Source organism: Streptomyces dryopteridis (assembly GCF_049606955.1).
In the GTDB taxonomy this organism is placed as follows: domain Bacteria; phylum Actinomycetota; class Actinomycetes; order Streptomycetales; family Streptomycetaceae; genus Streptomyces.
The window spans coordinates 5,881,250-5,906,802 of record NZ_CP187113.1 but is presented as its reverse complement, the minus strand read 5'-3'; the positions used below and the strand labels follow the sequence as shown (position 1 = coordinate 5,906,802).

Genomic DNA, 25,553 nt, shown 5'->3' with positions numbered 1-25,553 from the left:
GGACGGTCCGTTCCCGCCCGAGGATCAGCCCAGCGCGGTGATGAGGTGCGCGGTGGTCTCGGCCATGGCCTCGCGGGCCGCGGTGAGGTAGGGCCGGGGGTCGGCGGGGGTCAGGTGGGCGCGGATCGCGTCGGTCATGGCCACGTTGAGCGCGGTGCCGATGTTGACCTTGCGGATCCCGCCGGCGACGGCCGCCGCGAGTTCGGCGTCGGGCAGGCCGGAGGAGCCGTGCAGGACCAGGGGCACGTCCACGGTCTTGGCGAGCCGGGCCAGCAGGGCGTGGTCCAGGCCGGCGGTGCGGGTGAGCATGGCGTGGGTGGAGCCGACGGCGACGGCCAAGGCGTCGACGCCGGAGTCGGCGACGAACCGGCGGGCCTCGTCGGGGTCGGTGCGGGCGCCGGGGGCGTGCGGGTCGAGGGGGGCGGAGCCGTTCTTCCCGCCGACCTCGCCGAGTTCGGCCTCGATCCACAGGCCGTTGGCGTGGGCCCAGTCGGCGGCGGAGCGGGTGGCCTCCAGGTTCTCGGCGTAGGGCAGGTGGGCGGCGTCGTACATGACGGAGCCGAATCCGGCGTCGGCGGCGCGGCGCAGCAGGTCGGCGCTCTTGACGTGGTCGAGGTGCAGGCCCACGGGCACGTCGGCGGCCTCGGCGCAGGCCAGGGCGGCGCGGGCGATGGGCAGCAGCCGGCCGGCGCGGAAGCGGACGGCGTTCTCGCTGAGTTGGAGGATGACGGGGCGGCCGACGCGTTCGGCGCCGGCGACCACGGCCTCGGCGTGTTCGAGGGTGATGATGTTGAACGCGGCGACGGCGCGGTCGGCGGCGACGGCCTCGGCGACGAGCCGGCCGGCGGGGGCGAGGCTCATCGGGCGCCTTCCGGGGCGGGGTGGGCGTCGAGGACCACGGACCGGGTGAGGTTGCGCGGCCGGTCGGGGTCCAGGCCCCGGCGTTCGGCGACGGCCACGGCGAGGCGGTGCACGCGGACGAGTTCGGCGAGCGGGTCGAGGCCGTGGTCCACCCAGCGGGCGCCGGTGCCGGCGACCTGTTCGGCCAGGCCGATCGGGGCCGGTCCGAGCATCCAGGTGGCGGTGGTGTCGGCGGCGATGCTGACGGGTCCGTGCCGGTATTCCATGGCCGGGTAGGACTCGGACCAGGCCAGGGCGGCCTCGCGCATCTTCAGCGCGGCCTCGTGGGCGAGTCCGACGGTCCAGCCGCGGCCGAGGAACGCGAACTGGGTTCGGTCCAGGAGGTCTTCGGGGAGGGGTTCGGCCAGGGCGGTGCGGGCGTCGGCGACGGCCTTGGGCCCGTGGGCGCCGACGTGGGCGCGCAGCAGGGTGAGGGCGGTGGTCGCGAACCGGGTCTGGACGACGGAGCGTTCGTCGGCGAAGTCGAGGACGACGAGGTCGTCGGCGAGGGTGACGACGGGGGTGGCCGGGTCGCCGATGATCGCCGTGGTGCGGGTGCCGGCGGCGCGGAGGCCGGCGAGGAGGTCGAGGACCTCGGTGGTGGTGCCGGAGCGGGTCAGGGCCACGACCCGGTCGTAGCGGCGGCCGGTGGGGAACTCGGAGGCGGCGAAGGCGTCGCTCTCGCCCTCGCCGGCCTCCTCGCGCAGGGCGGCCGCGGCCTGGGCCATGTAGAAGGAGGTGCCGCAGCCGACCACGGCGACGCGTTCGCCCCGGCGCGGGAGGGCGGAGCGCAGTCCGGGGGCGGCCGCCGCCGCCCGTTCCCAGCAATCCGGTTGGCTGCTCAGCTCGTTGGCGACATGGCTCACGCCGACTCCCTCGGGGGCGGTGGTGCGTTTTTCTGCACGATAGTGCGCCGTTTGGAGCAAGTTCAAGCATCCACGTCGATCAATCGGGGGTCGGTGGGCGCGCGGGGGCGGCGCCCCGGTGCGGGGCGCGTCGGGGGTGGGCTCAGTGCTCGTCGAGGGTTTCGGCCGCGCGGGCCAGGGCGGCGAGGACGGGCGCGATCAGCGGGTGCCCCTCGGCGCCCTTGCGGGTGGCGGCGAAGACCCGCCGGGTGGCGGGCGCGCCGGTGACCGGGCGGACCACGGCCGCGCCGAGGTCGGTGCCGCGCAGCGCGGAGCGGGGCACGAGCGCCACCCCGACCCCGGCGCCGACCAGGGCGGTCACGGCCCGGAAGTCGTCGGATACGTGCCGCAGCCGGGGCCGGAACCCGGCGCGTTCGCAGGCCACGACGGTCACGTCGTAGCAGGGGTTGCGCGGGGACTGCCCGATCCACTCGGCCGTCGACAGCTCGGCCAGGGCCAGCTCGGGCCGGTCGGCGAGCGGGTGGTCCCCGGGCAGGACGGCGTCGAAGGGCTCGGCGTACAGGGGGACGATGGACAGCCGGCCGTCGGAGGCCCCGGGGGCGCCCCGGTACTCGACGGCCAGCGCGATCGCGGCCTCGGAGTCCAGGAGCATCGGCAGGGACTGGTCCCCCTCGGCGTCGCGGACCAGGACCCGGACCCCGGGCGCGGTGCGGGCGAGGATGCCGATCGCGGGGGCGAGGACCTCGGCGATGCCGGTGGCGAACCCGGCCACCACCACCTCCCCGGCGGTCCCGCCGGCGTACGCGGCGAGTTCGGCCTCGGCGAGTTCGAGCTGGGCGAGGACGGCGTGGGTGTGGGCGAGGAGGATCTCGCCGGCGGCGGTGAGCCGGACCCCGCGGCCGCTGCGGGTGAGCAGCTCGTGGCCGGTCTCCTGTTCCAGCGCGGCGAGCTGCTGGGAGACGGCGGACGGGGTGAGGTAGAGGGCTGCCGCCGCGGCGGTCACCGTGCGGTGATCCGCCACGGCGCGCAGGACGCGCAGCCGGCGGGGGTCGATCACCGCCCCATTCTCGCAGTCCCCCCGCCCCCGCCCGACCGCCTTCACGGTCGCCCGGCTAGGTTGCGTGTCCATGACGGAGACTTCGGCGCCGGCCGATCACGGGACCCTGTTCGACGCCCTCGCCGCCGGGGCCGTGCGCTCGGGCGAGCAGCTGCGGGAGCTGTACGAGGCGCCGAGCGAGTTGGTGCGCCGCAAGGTCGTGGACCGGATCCACGGGGCGGCCCGCGCGGTGATCGCACGGTCCTCGCTGGTGTTCGTGGCGAGCGCGGGCGCGGACGGCACCTGTGACGTGACCCCCCGGGGCGGGCCGGCCGGGTTCGTGTCGGTGCTCGACGAGTTCACCCTGGCGATCCCGGACGCCACCGGCAACAAGCGGCTGGACAGCTCGCACAACATCGTGGAGACGGGCCGGGCCGGGCTGGTGTTCGTGATCCCGGGGCGGGCGACCACCCTGCGCGCCAACGGTCGGGCCTGCGTCTCGGCGGACCCGGGGCTGTTGGCTCGGCTGACGCCCGTCGGCAAACCGCCGCGCAGCGCGATCGTGGTGGCGGTGGAGGAGGTCTACCAGCACTGCCCGAAGGCGTTCCTGCGCTCGGACGCCTGGCGGCCGGAGCGGTGGCCGGCCGAGGACGCCGCGCCCACCTCGGCCGAGGTGACCCTCTCCCACCTGGCGCTGCCGGGGCTCACGCTGGAGGACGTGCGTCGCTCCGAGCGCGAGTCCCTGCTGCACCGCTACGAATGAGCCGGCCCCGCCCCGGCCGCGGTCAGGCGCGCTCGGCGGCCAGCGCGGCGCGGGCGTCGACGAACGCGGCCACCGCGCGCTCCACGTCGGCCGTGGTGTGCGCCGCCGACAGCTGGACCCGGATGCGGGCCGCGCCCATCGGGACCACCGGGTAGGAGAAGCCGATCACGTAGACCCCGCGCTCCAGCAGCAGTTCGGCCATCCGGCCGGCCTCGGCGGCGTCGCCGATCATGACGGGGGCGATGGCGTGGTCGCCGGGCAGGATCTCGAACCCGGCCTCGGTCATCGCGGTCCGGAACAGGGCGGTGTTGGCGGCGAGGCGCTCGCGCAGGTCGCCGGCGGACTCCAGCAGGTCGAGGACCTTGAGGGAGGCGGCGGCGATGACGGGGGCCAGGGAGTTGGAGAACAGGTAGGGGCGGGAGCGCTGGCGCAGCAGCTCGACGATCTCGGCGCGGGCCGCGACGTAGCCGCCGGAGGCGCCGCCGAGGGCCTTGCCGAGGGTGCCGGTGATGATGTCGACGCGGTCCATCACCCCGTGCAGCTCGGGGGTGCCGCGCCCGCCGGGGCCGACGAAGCCGACGGCGTGCGAGTCGTCGACCATGACCATGGCGTCGTAGCGGTCGGCGAGGTCGCAGATCTCGGCGAGGGGGGCGACGTAGCCGTCCATGGAGAACACGCCGTCGGTGACGATCAGGCGGCGGCGCGCGTCGGAGGCTTCCTTCAGGCGGGCCTCCAGCTCGGCGAGGTCGCGGTTGGCGTAGCGCAGCCGGCGGGCCTTGGACAGGCGGATGCCGTCGATGATGGAGGCGTGGTTGAGGGCGTCGGAGATGACGGCGTCCTCGGGGCCGAGCAGGGTCTCGAACACGCCGCCGTTGGCGTCGAAGCAGGAGGAGTACAGGATCGTGTCCTCCTGGCCGAGGAAGGCCGACAGGCGGGCCTCCAGCTCCTTGTGGACCTCCTGGGTGCCGCAGATGAAGCGGACCGAGGCCATGCCGTAGCCCCAGCGGTCCAGGGCCTCCTTGGCGGCGGTCACGACCTCGGGGTGGTCGGCCAGGCCCAGGTAGTTGTTGGCGCAGAAGTTGAGGACCTCGCCGGGGGCGCCGCCGGCGGTGACGGCCACGGCCGCGTTCTGCGGGGTGCCGATGACCCGCTCGGGCTTGTGCAATCCGGCCGCGCGGATCTCGTCGAGGGTGGCGCGGAGGTCCTCACGGACGGACTGGTACATGGTGTTCGCTCTCCTGAAGTGTGTGCGGGACGCGGTGCGGTGCGTGGAACGGGGTCCGGGCCCCGCGGCGGGGGACGCGCGGGGCCCGGGGTCGGGGGGAGGGCCGGTCAGGCCGTCCAGTCCAGGATGATCTTGCCGCTGCGGGCGGTGGCGGCCTCGTCGAACGCGGCCTGGAAGTCGGTGTACGCGTACCGGCCGGTGATCACCGGCGACAGGTCGAGGCCGCCTTCGAGCAGCACCGTCATCGCGTACCAGGTCTCGAACATCTCACGGCCGTAGATGCCCTTGATCGTGATCATCGAGGTCACGATCTTCGACCAGTCGACCGCGAACTCCTGCGCGGGCAGGCCCAGCATCGCGATCCTGCCGCCGTGGGTCATGTTGTCGATCATGTCGCGCATGGCCTCGGGCCGGCCCGACATCTCCAGGCCCACGTCGAAGCCCTCGCGCAGCCCCAGCGTCTCCTGGGCGTGCGCGATCGAGGACTCCGCGACGTTGACGGCGAGGGTGGCCCCGACCTTGCGGGCCAGTTCCAGCCGTTCGGGGCTGACGTCGGTGATCACGACGTTGCGGGCGCCGGCGTGCCGGGCCACGGCCGCGGCCATGATGCCGATCGGTCCGGCGCCGGTGATCAGCACGTCCTCGCCGACCAGCGGGAAGGACAGGGCCGTGTGCACGGCGTTGCCGAAGGGGTCGAAGACGGCGGCCACGTCGAGGTCCACGGCCGTGCGGTGGGTCCACACGTTCTGCGCGGGCAGCACCACGTACTCCGCGAAGGCCCCGTCGCGTCCGACGCCGAGCCCGACGGTGGAGCGGCACAGGTGCCGGCGGCCGGCCAGGCAGTTGCGGCAGCGCCCGCACACCAGGTGGCCCTCGCCGCTGACGAGCGCGCCCACCTCGATGTCGCGCACGTCGGCGCCCAGGGCCGCGACCTCGCCGACGAACTCGTGCCCGAGCACCAGCGGGGTCTTCACGGCCCCCTGCGCCCAGCCGTCCCAGGAGCGGATGTGCAGGTCGGTGCCGCAGATGCCGGTGCGCAGCACCTTGATGAGCACCTCACCCGGCCCGTACTCCGGCTCCGGCACGTCCATGAGCCACAGTCCTGGCTCGGCCTTGTGCTTGACGAGTGCCTTCATGGGGGTGGCTCCAGGCGGTGGGGGGTGGGGCGGGCGCGACCCGGGGGTCGGGTGCGACGTGCGGTCGGGATCCAATCTGCCGATCAAGACCGCTTCCGGTCCATCGAGGATTTCTGAAGGGGGGCTACAGGCGCCCTTCACGCCTATGCTCCTCAACGTGACCGGGGAGGGCGCGACAGGCGCGCGCGGAGAAGTGAACGCACGACGGGACCTGGTGCGGCGCGGTTCGGCGATCCCGAGCCTGCGCACCAGGCTGCTGGCCGCCGGACTGACGGCGGCGCGGCGACGGGAACGGTACGGGGAGTCCTCGGCCATCCGGGCCACGGTGGCCCGCGCGGCCGTCCGACCCCCCTCGCACCTGCCGCCGCGTTCGCTGGGCCGGGTCGCGGAGGTCTCGCGCACCTTCGTCGGGGCCTGGCCGGTGTACGACGTGGCCCCGCTGACGGGCGAGCCCTCGGCGCGGGTGTTGTACCTGCACGGCGGGGCGTACGTGCACGAGCTGGGGCGCCCGCACTGGTCGCTGGTGCGCACCCTGGTCACCGAGGCCCGGGCCCGGGTGGTGGTGCCGGCGTACACGCTGGCCCCGCGCGGCACCGCCGTACGGTCCGTGCCGATCGCCACCGACCTGCTCAGCGGGCTGCTGGCGGACGGCGGCCGGGGCGGCACCCTGCTGTTGGGGGACGCGGCGGGCGCCGGGCTGGCGCTGGCGGCGGCGCAGCGGCTGCGGGACCGTTCCGGGGACCAGCCGACCCGGATCGTGCTGATCTCCCCCTGGCTGGACGCGACGGTGAGCCATCCGGAGCAGGCCGAGATCGAACGGGTGGACCCGGTGCTCGCGCGTTCGGGGCTGCGGGAGGCGGGCCGGTTGTACGCGGGCACCCTGCCGCCGGAGGACCCGCTCGTCAGTCCGCTGCACGGGAGTCACGCGGGTCTCGCGCCGTTGACGGTGTTCACCGGTTCGCGGGACCTGCTGGTCACCGACAGCCGGGAGGTCACCCGGCGGGCCCGCGCGGCCGGGGTCGCGGTGGACTGTCACGAGGAGCCCGGGCTGCCGCACGGCTATCCGCTGCTGCCCGTCCCCGAGGGCCGGGTGGCGCGGGCCCGACTGGTGGCCCTGGTCCGCTCCCTCGCCGAGCCCGAGCCCTCGTAGCGCCCGCGCGGGCGGCGGCGGTCAGGCGGTGGCGGTCATCAGGGAGCTGATCGGCCGGGCCCGGTAGTCGGCCCAGAACGCCTCGTCGCGTTCCTCGGTGGGCGGCGGCGTGCGCACCGGACGCCACCCGACCCGGGCGAACCCGGCCTCTACGGCGGCCTCCGCGAAATCGGCGTGCGACCAGGCCCGCAGGTCCCGCCGCAGCGGCGGGTCGGTCAGCACCTCCACCCGGACCAGCGGCGCGTCCCCGGCCGTCAGTCGCTCCCGCACCCGCAGCCCGTAGCGGGTCCAGTCCGCGCCCGGGAACGCGCCCGCGTTGGAGACCACCGCGAGCAGTCTTCCGCCGGGGCGCAGCACGGTCCGGATCGCGGCGAACAGGGCGTGCAGGGCGGCCCGGTCCCCGGCGAGGTCGAAGAGGTGGAAGGCGGTGGCCGCGTCGAAGGCGGCGTGCGCGGGCAGCTCGGGCAGGGCCCGCGGGCCGGGGGCGGTGGGGTCGACGGCGAGCCGGAGGGTACGGGCGGCCCGGGCGTGGGCCCTGGACCAGGCGGGGGCGGGGCCGGGGGTGTCGGCGGGGCCGCCCGCGGGGCCCTCCCCGGCGCGCACGAGGTCGAGGAGGTCGGGGCCGGGCCGGCCATCGCGGACCGCGCCGGCGGTGAGGGTGTCGGCGTGCTCGTCGAGGGCGGCGCGCAGGGTGTGGGCGTCGGCGACCGCGAAGGCGAGGCGGTCGCCGGAGGCGGGGGCGGTGGAGGTACGGGGGACGTCGTCCAGACGCATGGGGCTCGCCTTCCGACCGGGGGCGGTGCGGCGCGACCGACCCGGGGCGGGGGCGCCCCGGGTCGGTCCTGCCGTGTGAGGTGGCTCCAGCCTCGCCCCCCGCGTCCGGGCGCGCCGCCCGAACCGGGCCGGGGTGACCCGTTCGGGCGACAGCGCGCGGTTCAGGCGGCGGCGACGCCCTCGTCCGTGCGAGGGGCGGACGGGGGCGGGACCAGGGTCAGCGCGGTGAGTCCGGGCCGGGCCGGGCCGGCCGCGCAGCCGGCGTTGGTCGCCTTGGCGGCGGGGACCGGGCAGGCGGCGACGCAGCCCGCGCAGTCCGTGACGGACAGGTCGGTGCGGGCGATCCGGCCCCGGCGCACCCACCAGTCGGCCATCTCCTCGGCCTCGGCGAGGGCGATGCCGAGGCGTTCGGCGACCCCGGCGAGCCCGGCGCCGGGCTCGGTCTCGGCGAGGGCGCGGGGGAAGGCGCGCAGGGCGCGACCGGTCACCACAGCAGCCGCGCGAGTTGGAAGACGCCGGTGGCCAGGAGCCAGGCGGCGGCGAGTTGGACGACGAAGCCGATGGCGGTGAGCCGGGTGCCGATCTCGCCGCGCTGCGCGGCCAGCGCCGCCATGCAGGGGGTGTAGGCGAGGATGAACACGAGGAAGGCGAGGGCCGCGGCCTCGGGGTGGCCGCCGGAGGACTCGGAGAACGATGCCTTCAGGGCGGTGCCGAGGGCCTGGGTGTCGTCCTCGTCGGCCGCGTGGGTCTGGGCGAGGGTGGAGATGACGCCCTCCTTCGCGATCAGGCCGGTGCCGAGGGCGGCGGTGGCGTGCCAGTCCCCGAAGCCGGCCGGGCCGAAGGCGGGGGCGACGGCCTGGGTGGCGCGGCCGAACACGCTGTGTTCCACGTCCACCTGCCCGAAGCCGCCCGCGCCGGTCGCGGCGGGCACGGACATCAGCAGCCAGATGCCGGCGGCGGTGGCCACGATGATCCCGCCGGCGGTGCGCAGGAAGGCCAGGACCCGCTGGAGGACCTGGGTGCCGACCACGCGCGGGGTGGGCAGCCGGTAGGGCGGCAGTTCCAGGACCAGCGGGTCGCGTTCCATGTTCTTGAAGAGCAGGGGCCGCAGGATCAGCCCCATGCCGACGACGAGCAGCACCGAGCCCAGGTACAGGCCGAAGACGACGGTGCCGGAGGCCCGGCCGAAGAACACGCCGGCGATCATGGCGTAGACGGCGAGGCGGGCGGTGCAGCTCATGTACGGGATGAGCATGCCGACCAGCAGCCGGTGGCCGCGGCGGGGCAGGATGCGGGTGGTGGCGAAGGCGGGGACGTTGCAGCCGAAGCCGACCACGAGGGGGAGGAAGGCGCGGCCGGGCAGGCGCAGGGCGCGCATCACGCGGTCGGCGAGGAAGGCGGCGCGGGCGAAGTAGCCGGAGTCCTCCAGCAGGGCGAGGAGGGCGAACATGATGACCATCAGGGGGACGAAGGTCAGCAGTTGGCCCACGCCCGCGATCAGCCCGTCGACGAGGAGCCCGGTGAGCCAGGCGGGGGCGTGCACGGCGCTCAGCAGGCCGTGCGCGGCGTCGGTGACGGGGCCGGAGACCAGGTCGCCGAGGCCGTCCTGGAGGGGTTTGGCGAGGGTGGTGGTGGCCTGGAACACGGCCCACATGACGGCGAGGAAGAACGGGATGCCGAAGCCCTTGGAGAGCAGCAGCCGGTCCACGCGGTCGGTGCGGGTGGGGCGGGCGGGGCCGGCTGCGGGGTCGGCGGCGCGGGCCACGCGGTGGGCCCAGGCGAACCGGGCCTCGGCGACGAGCAGGTCGAGGTCCACGTCGGGGTCGAGCGCGGGGTCGAGCCCGGGGTCGGCCTCGGCCGCGCCGGTGGGCGTGGCGGTCTCGGCGGCGAGGAGGGCCGTGCCGAGTTCCCGGGCCCGCCGCGTCAGGGCCTCGGGGGCGCCGGGGACCCGACCCCCGGTGAGCAGGGTGACGGCCGTCCAGCACGGGGGGCGCGCGGGCAGTGCGGCGCGGGCCTCGGCGGCCAGTTCGGCCAGGGCCCGGGCGAGGGCTCCGGCCGCCCAGTCGGGGCCGTCCTCGGGAGCGGCTTCGGGGCCCGGGGCGGCGAGGGCGCGGGCGACGGTCGCGTCGAGGGCGTCGAGTCCCCGGCGGCCGCGGCCTTCGACGGGCACGACGGGCAGGCCGAGTTCGGCGGCGAGCCGTTCGGGCGCGGGCCCGCCGCCGCGTTTGGCGGCGAGGTCGCTCATGGTGAGGGCGACGACCACGGGCAGGCCGGTGTCCCGGACCTGGCTGAGCAGGTGCAGGTTGCGGGCCGGGTTCGTCGCGTCGAGGGCGAACAGCACCAGGTCGGGGCGGGTTTCGGGCGGGGCCGTGAGCACGTCGCGCACGAGGGCCTCGTCCGGGGAGTCGGGCACGAGGCTGTAGGTGCCGGGCAGGTCCACGAGTTCGCGGCCGGCGCCCTCGTCGGTACGCCAGGTGCCCCGGGCGACGGCGACGGTCTTGCCCGGCCAGTTGCCGACCCGCTGGTGTCCGCCGGTGAGCGCGTTGAAGAGGGTGGACTTGCCGACGTTGGGGTTGCCGACGAGGGCGATCAGCGCGCGTCCGGCGGCGCGTTCCAGGCTCGCGACGGAGCCCTCGCCCTCGGCGGTGTGGCAGGCGCTCACCGGGCGCACCGCATGCGTTCGGCGGTGTCGGCGTCGAGGGCGACCCGGGTGGCTCCGATGCCGACCAGGACCCCGCCGGTGGCGCCGCGCGTGACCACGGTGAGGTCGGCGCCGGGCACGAACCCGAACTCCCGCAATCGTCTGCGGGAGTTCTCGGGGCCGCCCGGGGCGATCCCGATCAGTCGGACGGTCGTTCCTGGGCTGCTGTCGTTGAGCGACGGCACCGGCACACCTTCGTTTCTGCTCGTGAGAACGGCTGCGATTCTCCGTTGGCAAGGCAAGCCTAAGTTGGCCTGGGCGGACCGCAACGCGCTCAACGTCCCGCTCTGTGCGTGCCCTTCGGCAGGCCGGCGCGGGCCCTTCGCCCCCTGCCGGTCGCGTGCCTCCCCCGTTCGGCCGATTTCCGTGCCCGCGGGCGGATCGCGGGGATGTGCCGGGGCCTCCCCCGGGCGCGTAGGCTCGCCCCCGTGAGTTCCCAGGGGTGGGTGCCGGTCCGTCGGGACAGCGGACGGACTCCGTCCGCCCGGCCCCAGGGAGTCCCGTGTCCCCGTCCACCCCGTCCCCGTACGAGCAGTACGTGTACGCGTACCCGCACAAGACCGCCTACCGTCCGCTGCCCGAGCGGCCCGCCCTGGCCGATCTGTGGAGCGGGGAGGACAAGCGGGCGCTGTCGCTGTACGCGCACGTCCCGTTCTGCGAGGTGCGCTGCGGATTCTGCAACCTGTTCACCCGGATCGGGGCCCGGCCGGAGTTGGTGACGGCCTATCTCGACGCCTTGGAGCGGCAGGCGGAGGCGGTGCGCGAGGCCCTGGACGCGGACGGCACCGAGGTCCGGTTCGCGGCGGCTGCCTTCGGCGGCGGCACCCCCACCTTCCTCACCCCGGCCGAACTGACCCGGCTGTGCGACATCGCGGAGCTGCGGATGGGCGCGGACCTGCGGGCGGTGCCGCTGTCGGTGGAGGCGTCCCCGCCGACCGTGGACGCCGAGCGCCTGCGGGTGCTGGCCGAGCGGGGCACGACCCGGCTGAGCCTGGGGGTGCAGAGCTTCGTGGAGTCCGAGACCTGGACGGCGGTGCGCCCGCAGAAGCGGGAGACGGTGGAGCGGGCACTGGCGCTGGTCCGCGAGACCTCGATCCCGCTGCTCAACGTGGACCTGATCTACGGCATCCCGGGCCAGACCCCGGCCACGTGGCGGTACTCGCTGGACGCGGCGCTGGCCTGGGAGCCGGAGGAGCTGTACCTGTACCCGCTGTACGTGCGGCCGCGCACGGGACTGGGGCGGCGGGACGGGGTGGACGCGGACCCGGCGTGGGACGCCGAGCGGCTGGAGCGCTACCGGCAGGGCCGGGACCACCTGCTGGCGGCGGGGTACGAGCAGGTGTCGATGCGGATGTTCCGGCGGCCGGGCTCGGACGCGGGCCTGCCCTCGGACACGGCCTGCCAGACGGACGGCATGGTGGGCCTGGGCTGCGGGGCGCGGTCGTACACCTCGGCGCTGCACCACAGCGCGGACTGGGCGGTGGACACCCGCCGGGTCCGGGCCATCCTCGACGAGTGGACGGGCCGCTCGCGGGAGCGGTTCGGGCGGGCGGAGCACGGCCGCTGGACCACCCCGGACGAGGCGCGGCGCCGGCACCTGCTCCAGTCGCTGCTCCAGGCCGCCGGGATGCCGCCGGGCGAATACCGGGAGCGGTTCGGGGCGGATCCCCGGGAGCACTTCCCGACCGAGCTGGCCGGGTTCGCGGCCCGGGGCTGGCTGGCGCCGGAGGAGGACGGGAGGCTGCGGCTGTCGGCGGAGGGTCTGGCCCATTCGGACGCCGTCGGGCCCGCGCTGTTCTCGCCGGCGGTGCGGGAGGCCATGGCGGGGTATACGGGCGGCTGAGTCGACCGAAAGGGCGGGATCCCATGACCGGATCGAGCACGGAGGCGTCGGGGGCGGACGAGGCCCCCGAGGCCGCGGTGGAGCAGGAGGCCGCGTTGGAGGCCCCCGGCCCCGCCGAGCACGCCCAGGTGGACCGGGTCAGGGCGACGGCCCGGGGCCTGGACCACGAGCGGGCCGAGGAGGCCCTGGAGCAGGCCCGGGCCCGGGAGGACCCCGCGCCGGTGGTCGAGGAGTGGGAGCGGATCGTGGAGACCCTGACCACGCACCGGGGCCCCTACGACCCGGACGTGGACCCCTTCGTGCAGGGCCAGCTCGCGGGGCGCGAGAACCGGGCCCGGGGCTGAGCCCCGACCCCGGTCCGCGCTTCGGGTCAGCCCAGGAATGCCTCGATCAGGGTCCACACGGCGAGGCCGATCATGCACAGGCCGCCGATCCGCTGCACGGTCCGCAGCGGGACCCGCTTGGCGATGAACCGGCCGGCGAGCAGCGCCAGGGCGGAGACGGACATCAGGGCGGCGGCGGAGCCGATCGCCGTGGACAGGATGCCGTTGGAAGCGGCGAGGTTCGCGGTGGTGATCTGGGTGAGGTCGCCCCACTCGCTGATGAACACGGCCATGAAGGCGGTGGTGTAGACCGGCCAGAAGCCGGTGACGGTCTTGGCCGGGTTCCCGTCCTCGTCCTCGTCGTCGCCGCCGGAGCGCAGCAGCACCCAGGCGCCGAAGAGGAAGAGGGCGGCGGAGACGAGCTGCACGGCGAGGGCGGGCAGCATGCCGAGCAGGCCGCCCGCGCCGACGGCGATGCCGACGTGCACGAGGAAGGCCGTGGAGGTGCCGAACCAGACGTACAGCGGGCGCATCCGGGTGCCCATCGCCAACGAGGCGAACATCGTCTTGTCGGGCAGTTCGGCGAGGAAGATCAGCCCGAAGGCGGTCAGGATCGCCAAGGGGTCGAGGGTCATGTCCGTGCTTTCCGCTGGGCGCCGCGGCGAGCGGGCTCGGACGGACGACGCCGGGAGGACCACTCGGCCACGGCACGTCGACGTACCCGCACGGGCGTGCGGGCACGGGTGATGCCTGGCCGAAGGTCTCGTCCGCCGAGCGCGCCGCGAGCGGCGCGCAAGGCCCGGTGGCCGGGACGTCCGAGGACGGCCAGTGTGTCGACCAGCGGTGTTTCGGGACTACTCCCCTTCGCTGTGTCCCAGCATAACCGCCCGCTCGGGCGTGCGGGTCCTCACCCCCGGGGCACGGCGTACGCGATCCGGCCGCCGGCCGCGAATCCGATCCGGTCCAGCCGCGGCCCCCAGGGCCAGTCCGCGGCCCGGTGGAAGCACAGGTCGGCGGGGACGGGGGCCTCGGAGAGGTCGGCGGCGTGCGTGCCGGGCGGCAGGGCGGCGGCCAACGCGGCCCGCTCCGGATCCTCGGACCCGGCCCACTCGGACAGGGGCACGGGGCGGGGCCAGGGCTCGCCCGTGTTGGGGAACAGCCAGCCGGTCTCACGGGCCACCCGCCGACCGGGCGCGTCCGGGTCGCTCTCCGCAGCCTCCCGCAGCACCCGGGCCAGGGTGAGCAGCAGTTCCGGCAGGCAGGCGCCGAGGAACACCAGCTCGGGGAACTCGGACAGTTCACGGGGGCCCGTCGGCAGGGACACCACCGGGCCCCAGGCCCCGGTGTCGGGGTCCACCCGGACCTGGGCCAGGGCGTGGTAACGGCCGTAGTCGACGCGGGCGATCGGCCAGTGGCCGCCCTCGCCGCCCATCATGCGACACACCTCGGGGTCCACGGCGTGCTCGGGAACACCGGCACGGAAACGGAAGGGCGGCAGGCCGCTCGCGGTGAACCCGCCCAACGCCCGCAGCAACCCGGCGACCTCCTCCGGCAAGGGGCCCACGACGGCCTCGACGGCCGCGAGTTCGGCCGCGTCCAGACCCGGCTCCAAGGACACCAGGGCCGGACGCTCGGCCGCCAGCGCGGTCAGTTCGGCGACGGCGCGGACGGCCGCGTCGGCGGGCAGCCGGTGCCGGCGGACGGGGCGGCCGAGGTAGTCCCCGCTGACCTCGCTGCGCAACAACAGGGCCCGCCCCTCCCCCGCGAGCGTCAGGTGCACCTCGCTCGCCCCGGTGTCGGCGGTGTCGTACTCGGTGGACTGGTAGGGCTCCCACGGGGTCCGGCACGGGTGGGCGGTCGCGGCCCGCAGGTCGACCACGTCGACGAGCTGGTCCCCGCGCCCCACCAGGGCGCGCAGCTCGGCGTCCGCCCCGTCCTCGCCCTCCGCGACGGCCACGGCGGAACGGGCCGGCGGGCCCGGCGGCAGGTCGGCGTACGGGACGGCCCGGACGGGGGCCTTGGGGTCCTCCGTCAGCCGGTCCACGAGGTCCGCGAGCCAGCCCACGAACTCGGGGGCCTCCACGATCACCTCACCGTCCTCGTAGGGACGGACGGTGAGCACGGGCCCCCAGTCCGGGCGCGGATCGCCGGGTTCCCCGACGCCGACCAACAGCCGGCCCTCCTCGCCCCAGGGCTCGCCGAGCGCGCAGTACCCGTGGGCGAAGGAGGGCGCGAGCAACCGGCCGTCGGAACGGCGACGGGGTCCGAAGGCCAGGTCCACGCGCCCGGCCCGCAGTCCGCCGCAGGCCCGCAACACGATCCGCACCGCCTCCGGCACCGTGCCGGGCCAGGTGTCCAACAGCTCGTCGTCGTGACCGGGCAGCAACACCACCCCGTCCGGGTCCCGTTCGGCGAGGGCGAGGAGCCCCGCCACCGCGTCCCGCGCCCGCTCCGCCCGCGTCCGCGTGATCCGTCCGCCGCCCATTCCCGACACCCCCGTCCGTGACCGAGCCCGCCCCTCCGCGCACCCGGCCTCGACCCTAGGCGATCGCCCCGACACGCGACGCGACGGGCTCAGAAGTTGCCGTAGTTGACCTGCCAGGTGGGCAGGCCCATGCGGCGCCACAGGGCGACCACGCGGTCGCGGTCGTCGAGGGAGACGCGGACGGCGAAGCGTTCGCGGATGTGCCGGTCGAAGAGTTCCGCCTTGACGATGTCGTCGGAGCGGCCGTCGCCGCTCGCCCGCATCCACAGTTCGTCGTGGGCGACCCCGTGGCGCTCCAGCCATGCCTCGGTGATCTCCCGGTGGTCCTCGCTGCGGCCGGACAGCAGCACGACCTTGTCGCCGTGCGCCTGCCGGAACGCGTCCAGGGCCTCGCGGACGGGGGTGTTGAGCGCGTCGCCGTCGCAGCGGGAGAAGTCGTAGGGGTTGCGGTCCACGTTGAGGGCGAGGGTGCCGTCGATGTCGCACAGGACGGCCGAGGGCAGGCCGGGCCCGGGGGTGTACGCGCCGCCGGCCGGCCGGTCGCCGAGCCAGTCGGCGGTCAGTCGCCACCCGCCCTTGCGGGCCTTGGCGTGCTTGTCGGCCAGGATCCGGATGATCGCCTCGCCGACCGGGGCCTCGCGGGCCGCGTCGCGCCGTACGCACTCCTCGACGGGCACGTCGGTGAAGTCGTGCACGACGAAGGTGACGTCGAGGCCGACGACGGCCGCCTTGAGCCGGCCGGGGATGTACCGGGTGAGGTGGGTGTTGTCGACGACCACGTCGAAGCCGTCCTCGACGGCCGCGCGCACGGCCGCGTCCTGCACGGCGAGCACGGTCTGTTCGTGGGCGTGGGAGCGCTCCTCGGCCGCGCCCGGCTCGCCGGGTCGCGGGTCGAGCATCGCGCGCAGGTCGTCGAGGTTGACGCGACGGACCCGACCGCCGCCCTCGGCCTGGAGGGCGCGGGCGGCGGTGGTCTTGCCCGAGGCGGGCAGACCGGTCATGACGTGGACGACGGGCACGGGGATCAGTTCTCCTCGTCGGTGCTGAAGGGGTCGAGTGCGGTGGGGCGGACGGCCCGGTAGACGGGCAGGGAGATGTCCTTGCCGTCGAGGAGCAGGAAGGTCCAGGCCCGTACCTCGCGGTCGGCGACGGTGCGGGCGGCCTCGCGGGCGAACGCGCCCCGGTCCCCGGCCAGGTGGGCCAGGCCCGCGTGGGCGGCCTCGGCGGCGGCGATCCGGTCGGCGAACGCGGCGTCGACGCCCTCGACGACCCCGCGCACCCACGCGTCGTACTCGTCGGGCACTCCGCCGAGGAGGGCCCGCAGCGGCCGGCCCCCGTGTGCGCGGACCTCGGAGAGGGGGCAGCCCAGGTTCTGCGCCACCCGTCCCTCGGGGAGGTGGGCGAAGCGTTCGATGCCGTGGGCGCGCCAGATGTCGCGGACGGTGACCCCGGTGAGGGTCTTGTGCAGGCGCACGTACTCGGCGATCTTCGCCTTGACCCGCAGGCCGGAGGCGTAGCGCAGGACGTAGCCCTCGGCGTCGGTGCCGGTGGCCCCGGTCCCGTCGGGGTGGGTGTTGGTCTCGGTGAGCTTGACCAGGTCCGACAGCGGCATCGGCGGGTGCACGGTGACCGCGGAGCCGACGCCGGTCCAGTGCTCGGCGGCCTCGGACAGCGGCAGTTCGGTGCCGTCGAGGCGCAGGGCGGCGAGCAGCACGAGGTCGCGGCGCTCGCCGTAGTTCACGACGATGCGGTTCTCGGGGTAGAGGATCTCGGCGAGGTAGGTGACGCCGGGCACGAGCCGGGTGGTGTCCGCGCGGCGCAGGTGCCGGCCGGCCCAGGTCGCCTGGGTGCTGGTGAAGGAGCCCTTGGAGGCGGCGTGCCAGCGTCCGTCGTAGTGGAAGACCACGGCGAGGCTGCCGTCGACCTTCTCCTGGATCTCGAAGGGTTCCTCGGGCAGGGCGGCGGCGTAGGGGCGGCCGGACTCGTGCTCGGAGACGTTGAAGAACTTGGGCAGGGGGAGGGCCACGACGCGCTCGCTCGCGTCCTCGACGACCAGGCCCCGGCAGCGGGTGGTGGCCGCGTTCCAGAGCTGTTCGTACTGGGCGCCGCGGGTGTAGCTGTACAGGGACAGCGGCAGCGTGGGGTGTGCCCGCCGGGTGATGTGGCCGGCGCTCAGCGCCTCGGCCAGTTCCTCGCGGGGCATCAGGTCGTGCAGAGTCAGGGACGCCTGGCTCATCGGTGGTCCTCCCATTCGGTGACCCCGCCATTGTGGCCGCCCGAACACGTTTTCGACCAGCGGTTTTCCCGGGTCGGGCGGCCTGGCGGGGGGTCAGCCGGCGGGGTGTGCGGCGGTGTCGGCGGTGCGGCGGAAGCCGAGGGTCCCGTCGGGCGCGTCGCCGCTCTCGTCGCGGGCGTAGTCGGCCCGGAGCAGGACGGCGCGTGACGGGGCGTTGTCGGCGTCGACCCGGGCCGTGACGGCGCGCAGGCCGGGGCGGGCGAGGGTCCACGCGGTGAGGGCGCGGACCGCGTCGGTGGCGAGGCCGGCGCCGCGCGCGGTCGGCAGCAGGTCGTAGCCGATCTCCACGACGCCCTCCGGGTCCGGGGAGCCGTGGAAGCCCACGCCGCCGACGGCGGTCCGGTCCTCGGCGCGGACCACGACGTACAGGCCCCAGCCGGGCTGCCACAGCTCCTTCTCGGCGGCGGCCACGAGCATCCCGGCGGCCCTGCGGGTGCCCTCGCCGGGGCCTTCCTCGGCCCACACGAATCCGCCGGCCCCGCCTTGGGCGAGGTCGGCGGCGATCTTCGGGGCGGCCTCGCAGAGCAGGACGCGTTCGCCCCGGATCGGGTCGGAGTACCAGCGCCAGGTCTGCGGGCCGGGGGTCACGGCCGGGTCGGCGCCGCGGCCGGTGGCGCGCAGCAGCGCGGCCCAGGGGTCGGCGGCGGCCTCCGCGTCGGCGGGGCGGTGCGGAAAGAGGCGGTCGAGGGCGAGGGCCGGCAGGTGGGCCGGGGGTCGCCAGGTGGTGCCGGTCAGGGCGAGGTGGATGTCGTAGGTGTGGAGCAGGGCCTCGACGATGCCCATGGCCGCGAACCCGTCGGGGCCGGCGAACCCGTAGGGGTGCCAGGCGCGCACGGTCGGGTCGGTGTGGGCCACGACCGCCTCCAGCAGTCCGCCGGTGGCCTCCAGGTTGCGGATCAGGCCCTCGGGGTCGGTGTCGGGTTCGGCGGTCACCTCGAAGGGGACGTAGCCGTCCCGGGCCCGGCCGGTGAGCTGGCCGGCGTAGGCGGCGTAGTCGCTCGCGAGGTGTTCGGCGGTGTCGTGGCAGCTCCATTCCAGGCCCGCCGCCGGGCGCTTCCAGTCCTCGTGGGACACGGCCCGCAGGGCGGCGGCGGTGACCGCCACGGTCTCGGCCACGTGGGCGGCGGTCGGCGCGCCGACGGGGACGGGGGTGTTGGTGATCGTCATGGCGCGGAGCCTAGGCGTCCGGCCGGGAGGTCCGCGACCGCTTTCCCTCCGGCCCCATCGGTGCGAAGCGCCCCCGGTTCACGCCGCTTCACCTCTGGCGCTCCCCATGAAACGGTCAAGATTGCCTCCGGTGCCCCGGATCGGAAATAGCCGGCCCCGACAGAAGATTGCACAATGCACGTATCCCGTGCGGCGACCGACCCGGCCGGCCGCCCGCCCCACCCGAGCGGCCCACCACCCCGAGGAGCCCCACCGATGAGCCAGCCGTCCCCGGACCGCGCCCGTCCCGAGGACCGTCCCCCCATACCCGGCTCCGCCGCGCGGGTCGCCCCACCGGCGGCCGGGCGGCGGATCGTGACGGTCCTGGCCTTCGCCGGGATCGTGGTCGCCGTCATGCAGACCCTGCTCGTGCCGGTGATCAAGGACCTGCCCGCCCTGCTGAACGCCTCCCCCGCCGACGCGACCTGGGTGATGACCGCGACCCTGCTGGCCGGCGCCGTGTCCACCCCGATCATGGGGCGCCTCGGCGACCTGCGCGGCAAGCGGCGGATGCTGCTGGCGAGCCTCGCGGTGATGATCGTGGGCTCGCTGATCTGCGCGGTCACCGACGACCTGCCGGTGATGCTCGTCGGACGGGTCCTCCAGGGCTTCGCGATGGGCGTCATCCCGCTCGGCATCGGCCTGATGCGCGACGCGCTGCCCGCCGACCGGCTGCCCTCCGCGATGGCCCTCATGAGCTCCTCCATCGGCGTGGGCGGCGGCCTGGCCCTGCCACTCGCGGCGCTGATCGCCCAACACGCCGACTGGCACGCCCTGTTCCTGCTCTCGGCCGGACTGGGCCTGGTCGCCATGGTGCTGACCCCGCTGGTGGTGCCCGAGTCGCCGCTGCGCGCGCCGGGCCGCTTCGACCTGCCCGGCGCCTTCGGCCTCTCCCTCGGTCTGGTCCTGCTGCTGGTCCCCGTCACCAAGGGCGCGGCCTGGGGCTGGGCCTCCGCGCAGACCCTCGGCCTGTTCGGGGCCGGGCTGCTGGTGCTGCTCGGCTGGGGCTGGTACGAACTGCGCGTCCCGGCCCCGCTGGTGGACCTGCGGACCACGGCCCGGCGCGAGGTGCTGCTGACCAACCTGGCCTCGGTGATGATCGGCGTGGCCTTCTACGCGGTCTCGCTGGTCCTGCCCCAGTTGCTCCAACTCCCCGTGGCCACCGGCCAGGGGCTCGGGGTGTCGATGGTCGTGGCCGGCCTGTGCGTGGCCCCGTTGGGCGTGACGATGATGCTGACGGCCCCCGTGTACGCCCGGATGTCGGCCCGGTACGGCCCGCGCACCACCCTGCTCGTCGGCATGGTCGTGATCGGGATCGGCTACGGGGTCGGGATCGGCCTGATGAGCGCCGCGTGGCAGACCGTGCTCGTCTCGGTGATCGTGGGCGCCGGCATCGGCCTGGCGTACTCCTCGCTGCCCGCCCTGATCATCGCGGCGGTGGACCCGTCGGAGACGGGCGCGGCGAACGGCCTGAACGCGCTGATGCGTTCGGTGGGCACCTCGGTGTCGAGCGCGGTGATCGGCATCGTGCTGGCGAACACCGCGACGAACTTCGGCGGGGTGGACGTCCCCACCCGGTACGGGTTCCGCCTGTCGTTCCTGATCGCGGGCGCGGCCGTGCTCGGCGGCATCCTGTGCGCCGCGTTCATCCCCCGGCAGCGGGCCGTCACGGACCACCGGCTGCGCGCCTCGGGCGGCCCGCGTCCGACTCCGTTGCCCGCACCGGCGGTCACGGCGGTGCCGCTCGCGTCCGAGGCGGTCGGCGCCCCGGAGACCGGGACCGTCCCCCGCCCCTGATCCACCCGACTCCCGATCCGAGCGGCCCCGGGCCACGCGCCCGGGGCCGCTCGGCGGGTGCGGGAGGTCAGCCCCGGAAGTTCGCGGGACGCTCGGGCGAGGCCGTCGCGAGGGCCTCGCGGACCGCGTCCGCCCCGGCGTCGAGGCCGTAGACGGGGGTCTCGGGCTGCTGCCGCCAGGACTCGTCGATACCGCCGGCGTCCACCGCGTCGAAGCCGAGCTCCTCGACCAGCGCCAGCACGGTCGCCTTGGCCGCCGCGTCGTCCCCGGCCACCGGCAGCGCGAGCCGGTCCGGGGCGCCGGCCGGGCGGGCCCGGTCGATCAGGTTCTGGGCGTAGATCCCGTTGAACGCCTTGATCACCGGGTGTCCGAGCTGCCGCTCCACCCACCGGCTCTCGGTGACGCCCTCGTCCTCGATGCCGGCGATCCGGCCGTCCCGTTCGCGCGGGTAGTAGTTGTTGGTGTCGATGACCACGAAGCCCTCGGCGGCGTCCGCGAACAGGCCCTCCGGCAGGTCCGGCACGGCCTTCAGGGGGACCGTCACGACGACCACGGACGCGCCCTTGGCGGCCTCCGCGGCCGTGACGGCGGTGGCGCCGGTCTCCGCGGCGAGCGCGGCGAGGGTCTCGGGGCCGCGCGAGTTGGCGACGGCCACCTCGTGACCGAGGCCGGTGAGGCGGCGGGTGAGGTTGCCGCCGATGTTGCCCGCTCCGATGATGCCGATGCGCATGGCACCGTTCCTTTCGTCGTCCTCTCGCGACCTCGGCGGTCACGAGCCTGTTCCCGGCGCCTGTGCCGCGCCGGTGAGACTCCTCAACCGGCCCCCGGCGCGGGCTATTCCGCGACATTCGGCCAATCGGGTGGGCTTTCCCGGTCCTCGTCGCGATCACCTCCGCTAGGGTGCGGAGCAGGCCCCCGGGGAGCTCCCCCGGCCTGTCGCATCCGATCCGATCACCCGGCGGTGCGCCCCGCGTCCCGCCCCGGCCCAAGGCGGAACGCCCTCGTGAAGATGCTCCTCAACTCCCCCGACAGCGTGGTGCCCGACGCGCTGCGCGGCCTCGCCGCCGCCCATCCGGACCTGGTCGTGGACGTGGAGAGGCGGTTGGTCCTGCGGCGGGACCTGCGGCCGGACAGCGGCCGGGTGGGCCTGGTCTCGGGCGGTGGCAGCGGGCACGAGCCGCTGCACGCCGGGTTCGTCGGGCACGGCATGCTCTCCGCCGCGTGTCCCGGGGAGGTGTTCACCTCCCCGGTCCCCGACCACCTGTTGGCGGCGACGGCGGCCTCGGACGGCGGCGCGGGCGTGCTGCTGATCGTGAAGAACTACACGGGGGACGTGCTGAACTTCGAGATGGCCGCCGAGCTCGCCCGGGAGGACGGGCTGCGGGTGGCGCGGGTGTTGGTCGACGACGACGTGGCGGTCCGCGACAGCGCGCACACCGCCGGTCGGCGCGGCACCGGGGCGACCCTGTTCACGGAGCGGATCGCGGGGGCCGCCGCCGAGGAAGGGGCCCCGTTGGAGACGGTGACCGCGCTGGCCCGCCGGGTCGCGGAGTCCTCGCGCAGCTTCGGGTTCGCGCTGACCCCGTGCGCGACCCCGTCGAAGGGCGGGCCCACCTTCGACCTGCCGCGGGACGCGATCGAGTGGGGCGTGGGCATCCACGGCGAACCGGGCCGGGAGCGGCGTCCCTTCGCGCCGGCCCGGGAATTGGCCGAGGGGGTGGTGGAGGCCCTGCTGGAGGACGGGCCGATGCCGAGCGGGCCGGTGCTGGCCCTGGTGAACGGCATGGGCGGGACCCCGCTGCTGGAGTTGTACGGGTTCCACGCGGAGGTGGCCCGGGTGTTGGAGCGGCGCGGGGTGTCCGTGGCCCGGGTGCTGGTGGGCAATTACGTCACCGCCCTGAACATGGCGGGGGCCTCGGTCAGTCTGTGTCCGGTCGACGAGGAGCTCTTGCGGCTGTGGGACAGCCCGGTGTCCACGCCCGCGCTGCGGTGGGGGCGGTGACCGGGATGCGGGACGCGGAGTTCTTCCGGGACTGGCTCCGGACGGCGGCGACGGCGGTGGAGCGGTCGGCGGACCTGCTGACCGAGTTGGACTCCCCCATCGGGGACGCCGATCACGGCGGGAACCTGCTGCGCGGCTTCACGGCCGTCGCGGCCGAACTGGACCCGCCGGGCGCCACGTCCGACACGGCCTCCGGCACCCCCGGGGCGGTGCTGGTGCGGGCCGGGCGGACGCTGATCTCCACGGTCGGCGGCGCCTCCGGCCCGCTGTACGGGACGCTGCTGCGGCAGGCCGGCAAGGAGCTCGGCGAGGCCGCGGCGGTCTCGGACGAGGAGCTGGCCCGGGCCCTGGAGGCGGGGGTCGGGGCGGTGGCCCGCCTGGGCGGGGCGGCGCCGGGGGACAAGACGATGCTGGACGCGCTGCTGCCCGGGGTGGGCGCGCTGGGGGGCTCCTACCGGGCGGCGGCGACGGCGGCCGAGGACGGGGCGCGGGCCACGGTCCCGATGCTCGCGCGCAAGGGGCGGGCCAGCTATCTCGGGGAGCGCAGCGTGGGGCACCGCGATCCCGGGGCGGCCTCGGCGGCCCTGCTGCTGGAGGCGCTGGCGGAGACCGCCGAGCGGGCGGACGGGGTGGTCGCGTGAGCGGGCCGGGCCCGGTGGGGGTGGTGCTGGTCTCGCACAGCGCGGCGGTCGCGGCCTCGGTGGCGGAGCTGGCCCTCGGGCTGCTCGGCGGGGCCCCGGAGCCGCCGGCGGTCCGCGCGGCGGGCGGCACGGCCGACGGGAGGCTGGGCACGGGCGCGGAGCTGATCACGGCGGCCGTCGCGGCGGCCGACCGGGGCGCGGGCGTGGTGCTCTTGGCGGACCTGGGGAGTTCGGTGCTGACGGTGAAGGCGTTGGCGCAGGACGGGGACCTGCCGGCCACGGCGCGGCTCGCGGACGCCCCGTTCCTGGAGGGGGCGGTGGCGGCGGTGATGGCGGCCGGGACCGGCGCGGACCTGGCCGGGGTGCTGGCGGCGGCCTCGGAGGCGTACTCCTACCGCAAGACGTGACGGCCGCGTCCCCGCCCCTCGCCCGGTCCTTCTCGGACCGGGCGAGGGGCGGGTCGGGGTCAGCGGCCGCGCAGTCCGTCGAGGGTGCGCCGGTCGCGTTTGGTGGGGCGGCCGGTGCCCCGGTCGCGGATGCCGACGACGCCGGCCTCGACCCGGGTGGGCGGCGGCGGGCTGTGGTCGGTGTAGCACTCGACGGCCACGGGGGGCCCGACCCGTTTGGCGATCGGGCGGACCACCCGCACGATCCGTTCGCGGCCCTCGTGGAAGAGGCGGACCTCGTCGCCGGGCTTGACGGACTGGGCGGGTTTGGCGCGGTCGCCGTTGACGCGGACGTGGCCCGCGCGGCACGCGGTGGCCGCCGTCGAGCGGGTCTTCGTCAGGCGGACGGACCAGATCCACACGTCCACCCGGGCCGTGCCGGCCTCACCGCCGCCCGTGGGTGTCTTCTGCTGCTCTGCCATGCCGCCGATCGTAAGGGGGCGGACGGGGCCGGCGGGGCGGGTCGGCGGGCCGTCAACCGGAACGCGTCTGGTCGGATGATACGAATGACATCGCAGGTGCCATGGAGATCGCACCAACCGAATTGCACATGCGGGTCCGAGCGTCCTACCTTGTCGCACATGCAGTCGTACACCATCGGTCAGGCCGCCCGTCTCCTCGGCGTCAGCCCCGACACGGCGCGCCGCTGGGCCGACGCCGGGCGGGTCGCGACCCACCGCGACGAGAGCGGTCGCCGCCTCGTCGACGGGCGGGCGCTGGCCGCGTTCTCCGTCGAGGTCGGACAGGGCGCGCACGTCGAGGACGAGGAGCCCTACACCTCGGCCCGCAACGCGTTCCCCGGCATCGTCACCGCCGTGAAGCTCGGTGACGTCTCGGCCCAGGTGGAGATCCAGGCCGGTCCGCACCGGTTGGTGTCCCTGCTGACCCGGGAGGCCGTCGAGGAGCTCGGGCTGGAGGTCGGCATGCAGGCCACGGCCCGCGTGAAGTCCACCAGCGTGCACATCGACCGCACCTGAGCCCCACCGCCCCACCCGCACCGCCCCGCACCTCCCCCACACCGCCCGTCACCGGTCCGGGGGCTTCCGTTCCGCGCGATCGTCGCCCTGCCGGCGCCGGTCGCCGACCCGAGGAGTAGTCCCTCATGTTCCCCACCCTGACCGGCCGCCGTGCCGCTGCCGCCGCCCTGACCGCGGCACTGCTCGTGCCGGCGCTGTCGGCCTGTGGCAGTGACGACAAGAAGTCGGACCCGGCGCCCTCCCAGGCCGCCCCGTCCTCCTCCGCGAGCACCGGGGGCGGCGCCGCGAAGCCGGCCGCGCTGACCGTGCTCGCCGCGTCCTCGCTGACCGACGTGTTCAAGACGGCGGGCGCCGCCTACGAGAAGGCCAACCCGGGCACGAAGGTCACCTTCTCCTTCGCCGGCTCCCAGGAACTGGCCGCCCAGGTCAAGCAGGGCGCCCCCGCCGACGCCCTGGTCACCGCCGACACCAAGACGATGGACGGGCTGAAGGCCGAGGTCAACGACCCGGCGATCATCGCCAAGAACCGTCTCGTGATCGCCGCCGCGAAGAGCAACCCGAAGAACGTCAAGACCCTCGCCGACCTCGCCAAGTCCGACCTGAAGGTGGTCCTGGCCGCCCCCGAGGTCCCGGTCGGCCGCTACAGCAAGCAGATCCTGGACAAGGCCGGCGTCACCGTGAAGCCGGTCTCCCAGGAGCCGAACGTCCGCGCCGTGCTCTCGAAGGTCGAGCTGGGCGAGGCCGACGCGGGCCTGGTGTACAAGACGGACGCGGCCAAGTCCGGCGACAAGGTCGAGGCCGTGGACATCCCCGACGAGCAGAACGCCGTCGCCTCCTACCCGGCCGCGTCCCTGAAGGGCTCCAAGAACGCGGACGCCGCCGCCGCGTTCGTGAAGTGGCTGAACTCGCCCGAGGCGCAGAAGATCCTCGCGGACGCCGGCTTCCAGCAGCCGTGATCCGCGCGGGGCGGGCGGGCACGGGGACCA

25 protein-coding genes and 1 pseudogene are annotated in these 25,553 nt (G+C 75.4%); 10 read left to right on the top strand and 16 right to left on the bottom strand.

Going from position 1 to position 25,553, the window contains the following annotated elements:
• Positions 1-24: 24 nt before the first annotated feature.
• The 3 genes from ACN20G_RS25615 to ACN20G_RS25605 all read right to left on the bottom strand — a co-directional run bounded on the left by ACN20G_RS25615 (position 25) and on the right by ACN20G_RS25605 (position 2,823).
• Positions 25-861 (bottom strand): class II fructose-bisphosphate aldolase, encoded by an 837-nt coding sequence (locus ACN20G_RS25615; protein ID WP_424215169.1) that lies wholly within the window; start codon positions 859-861, stop codon positions 25-27.
• The gene (locus tag ACN20G_RS25610; RefSeq protein WP_424215168.1) at positions 858-1,766 is read right to left on the bottom strand and encodes an SIS domain-containing protein; all 909 of its coding nucleotides are present in this window, start codon (positions 1,764-1,766) and stop codon (positions 858-860) included. Before ACN20G_RS25610 ends, ACN20G_RS25615 begins: the two co-directional genes overlap by 4 nt.
• Before the next feature lie 142 nt (positions 1,767-1,908).
• The gene (locus tag ACN20G_RS25605) at positions 1,909-2,823 is read right to left on the bottom strand and encodes a LysR family transcriptional regulator (RefSeq protein WP_424215167.1); all 915 of its coding nucleotides are present in this window, start codon (positions 2,821-2,823) and stop codon (positions 1,909-1,911) included.
• Between the two features lie 70 nt (positions 2,824-2,893).
• Here ACN20G_RS25605 and ACN20G_RS25600 point away from each other — a divergent pair, with 70 nt between their 5' ends.
• The gene (locus tag ACN20G_RS25600) at positions 2,894-3,565 is read left to right on the top strand and encodes an MSMEG_1061 family FMN-dependent PPOX-type flavoprotein (RefSeq protein ID WP_424215166.1); all 672 of its coding nucleotides are present in this window, start codon (positions 2,894-2,896) and stop codon (positions 3,563-3,565) included.
• Positions 3,566-3,587: 22 nt separating this feature from the next.
• Here the strand turns inward: ACN20G_RS25600 and ACN20G_RS25595 are convergent, their stop codons facing one another.
• The gene (locus ACN20G_RS25595) at positions 3,588-4,790 is read right to left on the bottom strand and encodes a glycine C-acetyltransferase (RefSeq protein ID WP_424215165.1); all 1,203 of its coding nucleotides are present in this window, start codon (positions 4,788-4,790) and stop codon (positions 3,588-3,590) included.
• Between the two features lie 107 nt (positions 4,791-4,897).
• Entirely contained in the window at positions 4,898-5,926 is a 1,029-nt protein-coding gene (gene tdh, locus ACN20G_RS25590; protein WP_424215164.1) for an L-threonine 3-dehydrogenase, read from the bottom strand.
• Between the two features lie 193 nt (positions 5,927-6,119).
• On the opposite strand from tdh, the gene ACN20G_RS25585 reads away from it, so the two are divergent.
• Complete coding sequence (locus ACN20G_RS25585) at positions 6,120-7,076, top strand: alpha/beta hydrolase fold domain-containing protein (protein ID WP_424215163.1); 957 nt, start codon at positions 6,120-6,122, stop codon at positions 7,074-7,076.
• A 21-nt stretch (positions 7,077-7,097) separates the two neighbouring features.
• Here ACN20G_RS25585 and ACN20G_RS25580 read toward each other — a convergent pair whose 3' ends face one another.
• The 4 genes from ACN20G_RS25580 to ACN20G_RS25565 all read right to left on the bottom strand — a co-directional run bounded on the left by ACN20G_RS25580 (position 7,098) and on the right by ACN20G_RS25565 (position 10,736).
• Positions 7,098-7,850, bottom strand: coding sequence for a class I SAM-dependent methyltransferase (locus ACN20G_RS25580; protein WP_424215162.1), 753 nt, complete (start codon positions 7,848-7,850; stop codon positions 7,098-7,100).
• A gap of 161 nt (positions 7,851-8,011) precedes the next feature.
• Complete coding sequence (locus ACN20G_RS25575; RefSeq protein ID WP_424215161.1) at positions 8,012-8,338, bottom strand: hypothetical protein; 327 nt, start codon at positions 8,336-8,338, stop codon at positions 8,012-8,014.
• Positions 8,335-10,512 carry a ferrous iron transporter B gene (gene feoB, locus ACN20G_RS25570; protein WP_424215160.1) on the bottom strand — a complete coding sequence of 726 codons (2,178 nt, stop codon included), beginning with the start codon at positions 10,510-10,512 and terminating at the stop codon, positions 8,335-8,337. Before feoB ends, ACN20G_RS25575 begins: the two co-directional genes overlap by 4 nt.
• Positions 10,509-10,736 (bottom strand): FeoA family protein, encoded by a 228-nt coding sequence (locus ACN20G_RS25565; RefSeq protein WP_424215159.1) that lies wholly within the window; start codon positions 10,734-10,736, stop codon positions 10,509-10,511. Before ACN20G_RS25565 ends, feoB begins: the two co-directional genes overlap by 4 nt.
• 317 nt (positions 10,737-11,053) lie before the next feature.
• Between ACN20G_RS25565 and ACN20G_RS25560 the strand changes: the two genes are divergently transcribed.
• Both ACN20G_RS25560 and ACN20G_RS25555 read left to right on the top strand, forming a co-directional pair.
• Positions 11,054-12,394: an STM4012 family radical SAM protein gene (locus tag ACN20G_RS25560; RefSeq protein WP_424215158.1), complete on the top strand. Its 1,341-nt coding sequence runs from the start codon at positions 11,054-11,056 to the stop codon at positions 12,392-12,394.
• 23 nt (positions 12,395-12,417) lie between these two features.
• A complete protein-coding gene (locus ACN20G_RS25555; RefSeq protein WP_424215157.1) occupies positions 12,418-12,738 on the top strand; it encodes a hypothetical protein in 321 nt (106 codons plus the stop codon).
• A 26-nt stretch (positions 12,739-12,764) separates the two neighbouring features.
• On the opposite strand, the gene ACN20G_RS25550 is transcribed toward ACN20G_RS25555, so the two are convergent.
• The 5 genes from ACN20G_RS25550 to ACN20G_RS25530 form a co-directional block, all read right to left on the bottom strand.
• Positions 12,765-13,352: a TMEM165/GDT1 family protein gene (locus ACN20G_RS25550; protein WP_424215156.1), complete on the bottom strand. Its 588-nt coding sequence runs from the start codon at positions 13,350-13,352 to the stop codon at positions 12,765-12,767.
• A 272-nt stretch (positions 13,353-13,624) separates the two neighbouring features.
• Positions 13,625-15,202 carry a hypothetical protein gene (locus tag ACN20G_RS25545; protein ID WP_424215155.1) on the bottom strand — a complete coding sequence of 526 codons (1,578 nt, stop codon included), beginning with the start codon at positions 15,200-15,202 and terminating at the stop codon, positions 13,625-13,627.
• A gap of 89 nt (positions 15,203-15,291) precedes the next feature.
• Complete coding sequence (locus ACN20G_RS25540) at positions 15,292-16,221, bottom strand: AAA family ATPase (RefSeq protein WP_424215154.1); 930 nt, start codon at positions 16,219-16,221, stop codon at positions 15,292-15,294.
• Between the two features lie 5 nt (positions 16,222-16,226).
• Positions 16,227-17,438: an RNA ligase gene (locus ACN20G_RS25535; protein WP_424215153.1), complete on the bottom strand. Its 1,212-nt coding sequence runs from the start codon at positions 17,436-17,438 to the stop codon at positions 16,227-16,229.
• Positions 17,439-17,531: 93 nt separating this feature from the next.
• On the bottom strand, positions 17,532-18,665 hold the full coding sequence (locus ACN20G_RS25530; protein WP_424215152.1) for a GNAT family N-acetyltransferase: 1,134 nt from the start codon (positions 18,663-18,665) through the stop codon (positions 17,532-17,534).
• Between the two features lie 255 nt (positions 18,666-18,920).
• On the opposite strand from ACN20G_RS25530, the gene ACN20G_RS25525 reads away from it, so the two are divergent.
• A complete protein-coding gene (locus ACN20G_RS25525) occupies positions 18,921-20,501 on the top strand; it encodes an MFS transporter (RefSeq protein WP_424215151.1) in 1,581 nt (526 codons plus the stop codon).
• 67 nt (positions 20,502-20,568) lie between these two features.
• Here the strand turns inward: ACN20G_RS25525 and ACN20G_RS25520 are convergent.
• Positions 20,569-21,240 (bottom strand): annotated as a pseudogene (locus ACN20G_RS25520) (NADPH-dependent F420 reductase); the annotation flags it as partial.
• A 264-nt stretch (positions 21,241-21,504) separates the two neighbouring features.
• Between ACN20G_RS25520 and dhaK the strand changes: the two are divergent.
• From dhaK to ACN20G_RS25505, 3 genes are read left to right on the top strand one after another with little or no spacing between them, the layout of a single operon-like run.
• Positions 21,505-22,503 (top strand): dihydroxyacetone kinase subunit DhaK, encoded by a 999-nt coding sequence (gene dhaK / locus ACN20G_RS25515; RefSeq protein ID WP_424215150.1) that lies wholly within the window; start codon positions 21,505-21,507, stop codon positions 22,501-22,503.
• Between the two features lie 5 nt (positions 22,504-22,508).
• A complete protein-coding gene (dhaL, locus tag ACN20G_RS25510; RefSeq protein WP_424215678.1) occupies positions 22,509-23,144 on the top strand; it encodes a dihydroxyacetone kinase subunit DhaL in 636 nt (211 codons plus the stop codon).
• Entirely contained in the window at positions 23,141-23,551 is a 411-nt protein-coding gene (locus tag ACN20G_RS25505; RefSeq protein WP_424215149.1) for a PTS-dependent dihydroxyacetone kinase phosphotransferase subunit DhaM, read from the top strand. The genes dhaL and ACN20G_RS25505 overlap by 4 nt, the downstream gene beginning before the upstream one ends.
• 59 nt (positions 23,552-23,610) lie before the next feature.
• On the opposite strand, the gene ACN20G_RS25500 is transcribed toward ACN20G_RS25505, so the two are convergent.
• Positions 23,611-24,012: an RNA-binding S4 domain-containing protein gene (locus ACN20G_RS25500; protein WP_424215148.1), complete on the bottom strand. Its 402-nt coding sequence runs from the start codon at positions 24,010-24,012 to the stop codon at positions 23,611-23,613.
• A gap of 159 nt (positions 24,013-24,171) precedes the next feature.
• Between ACN20G_RS25500 and ACN20G_RS25495 the strand changes: the two genes are divergently transcribed.
• Positions 24,172-24,567, top strand: coding sequence for a TOBE domain-containing protein (locus tag ACN20G_RS25495; RefSeq protein WP_424215147.1), 396 nt, complete (start codon positions 24,172-24,174; stop codon positions 24,565-24,567).
• Positions 24,568-24,692: 125 nt separating this feature from the next.
• Positions 24,693-25,523 carry a molybdate ABC transporter substrate-binding protein gene (gene modA / locus ACN20G_RS25490; protein ID WP_424215146.1) on the top strand — a complete coding sequence of 277 codons (831 nt, stop codon included), beginning with the start codon at positions 24,693-24,695 and terminating at the stop codon, positions 25,521-25,523.
• Positions 25,524-25,553 lie beyond the last annotated feature (30 nt).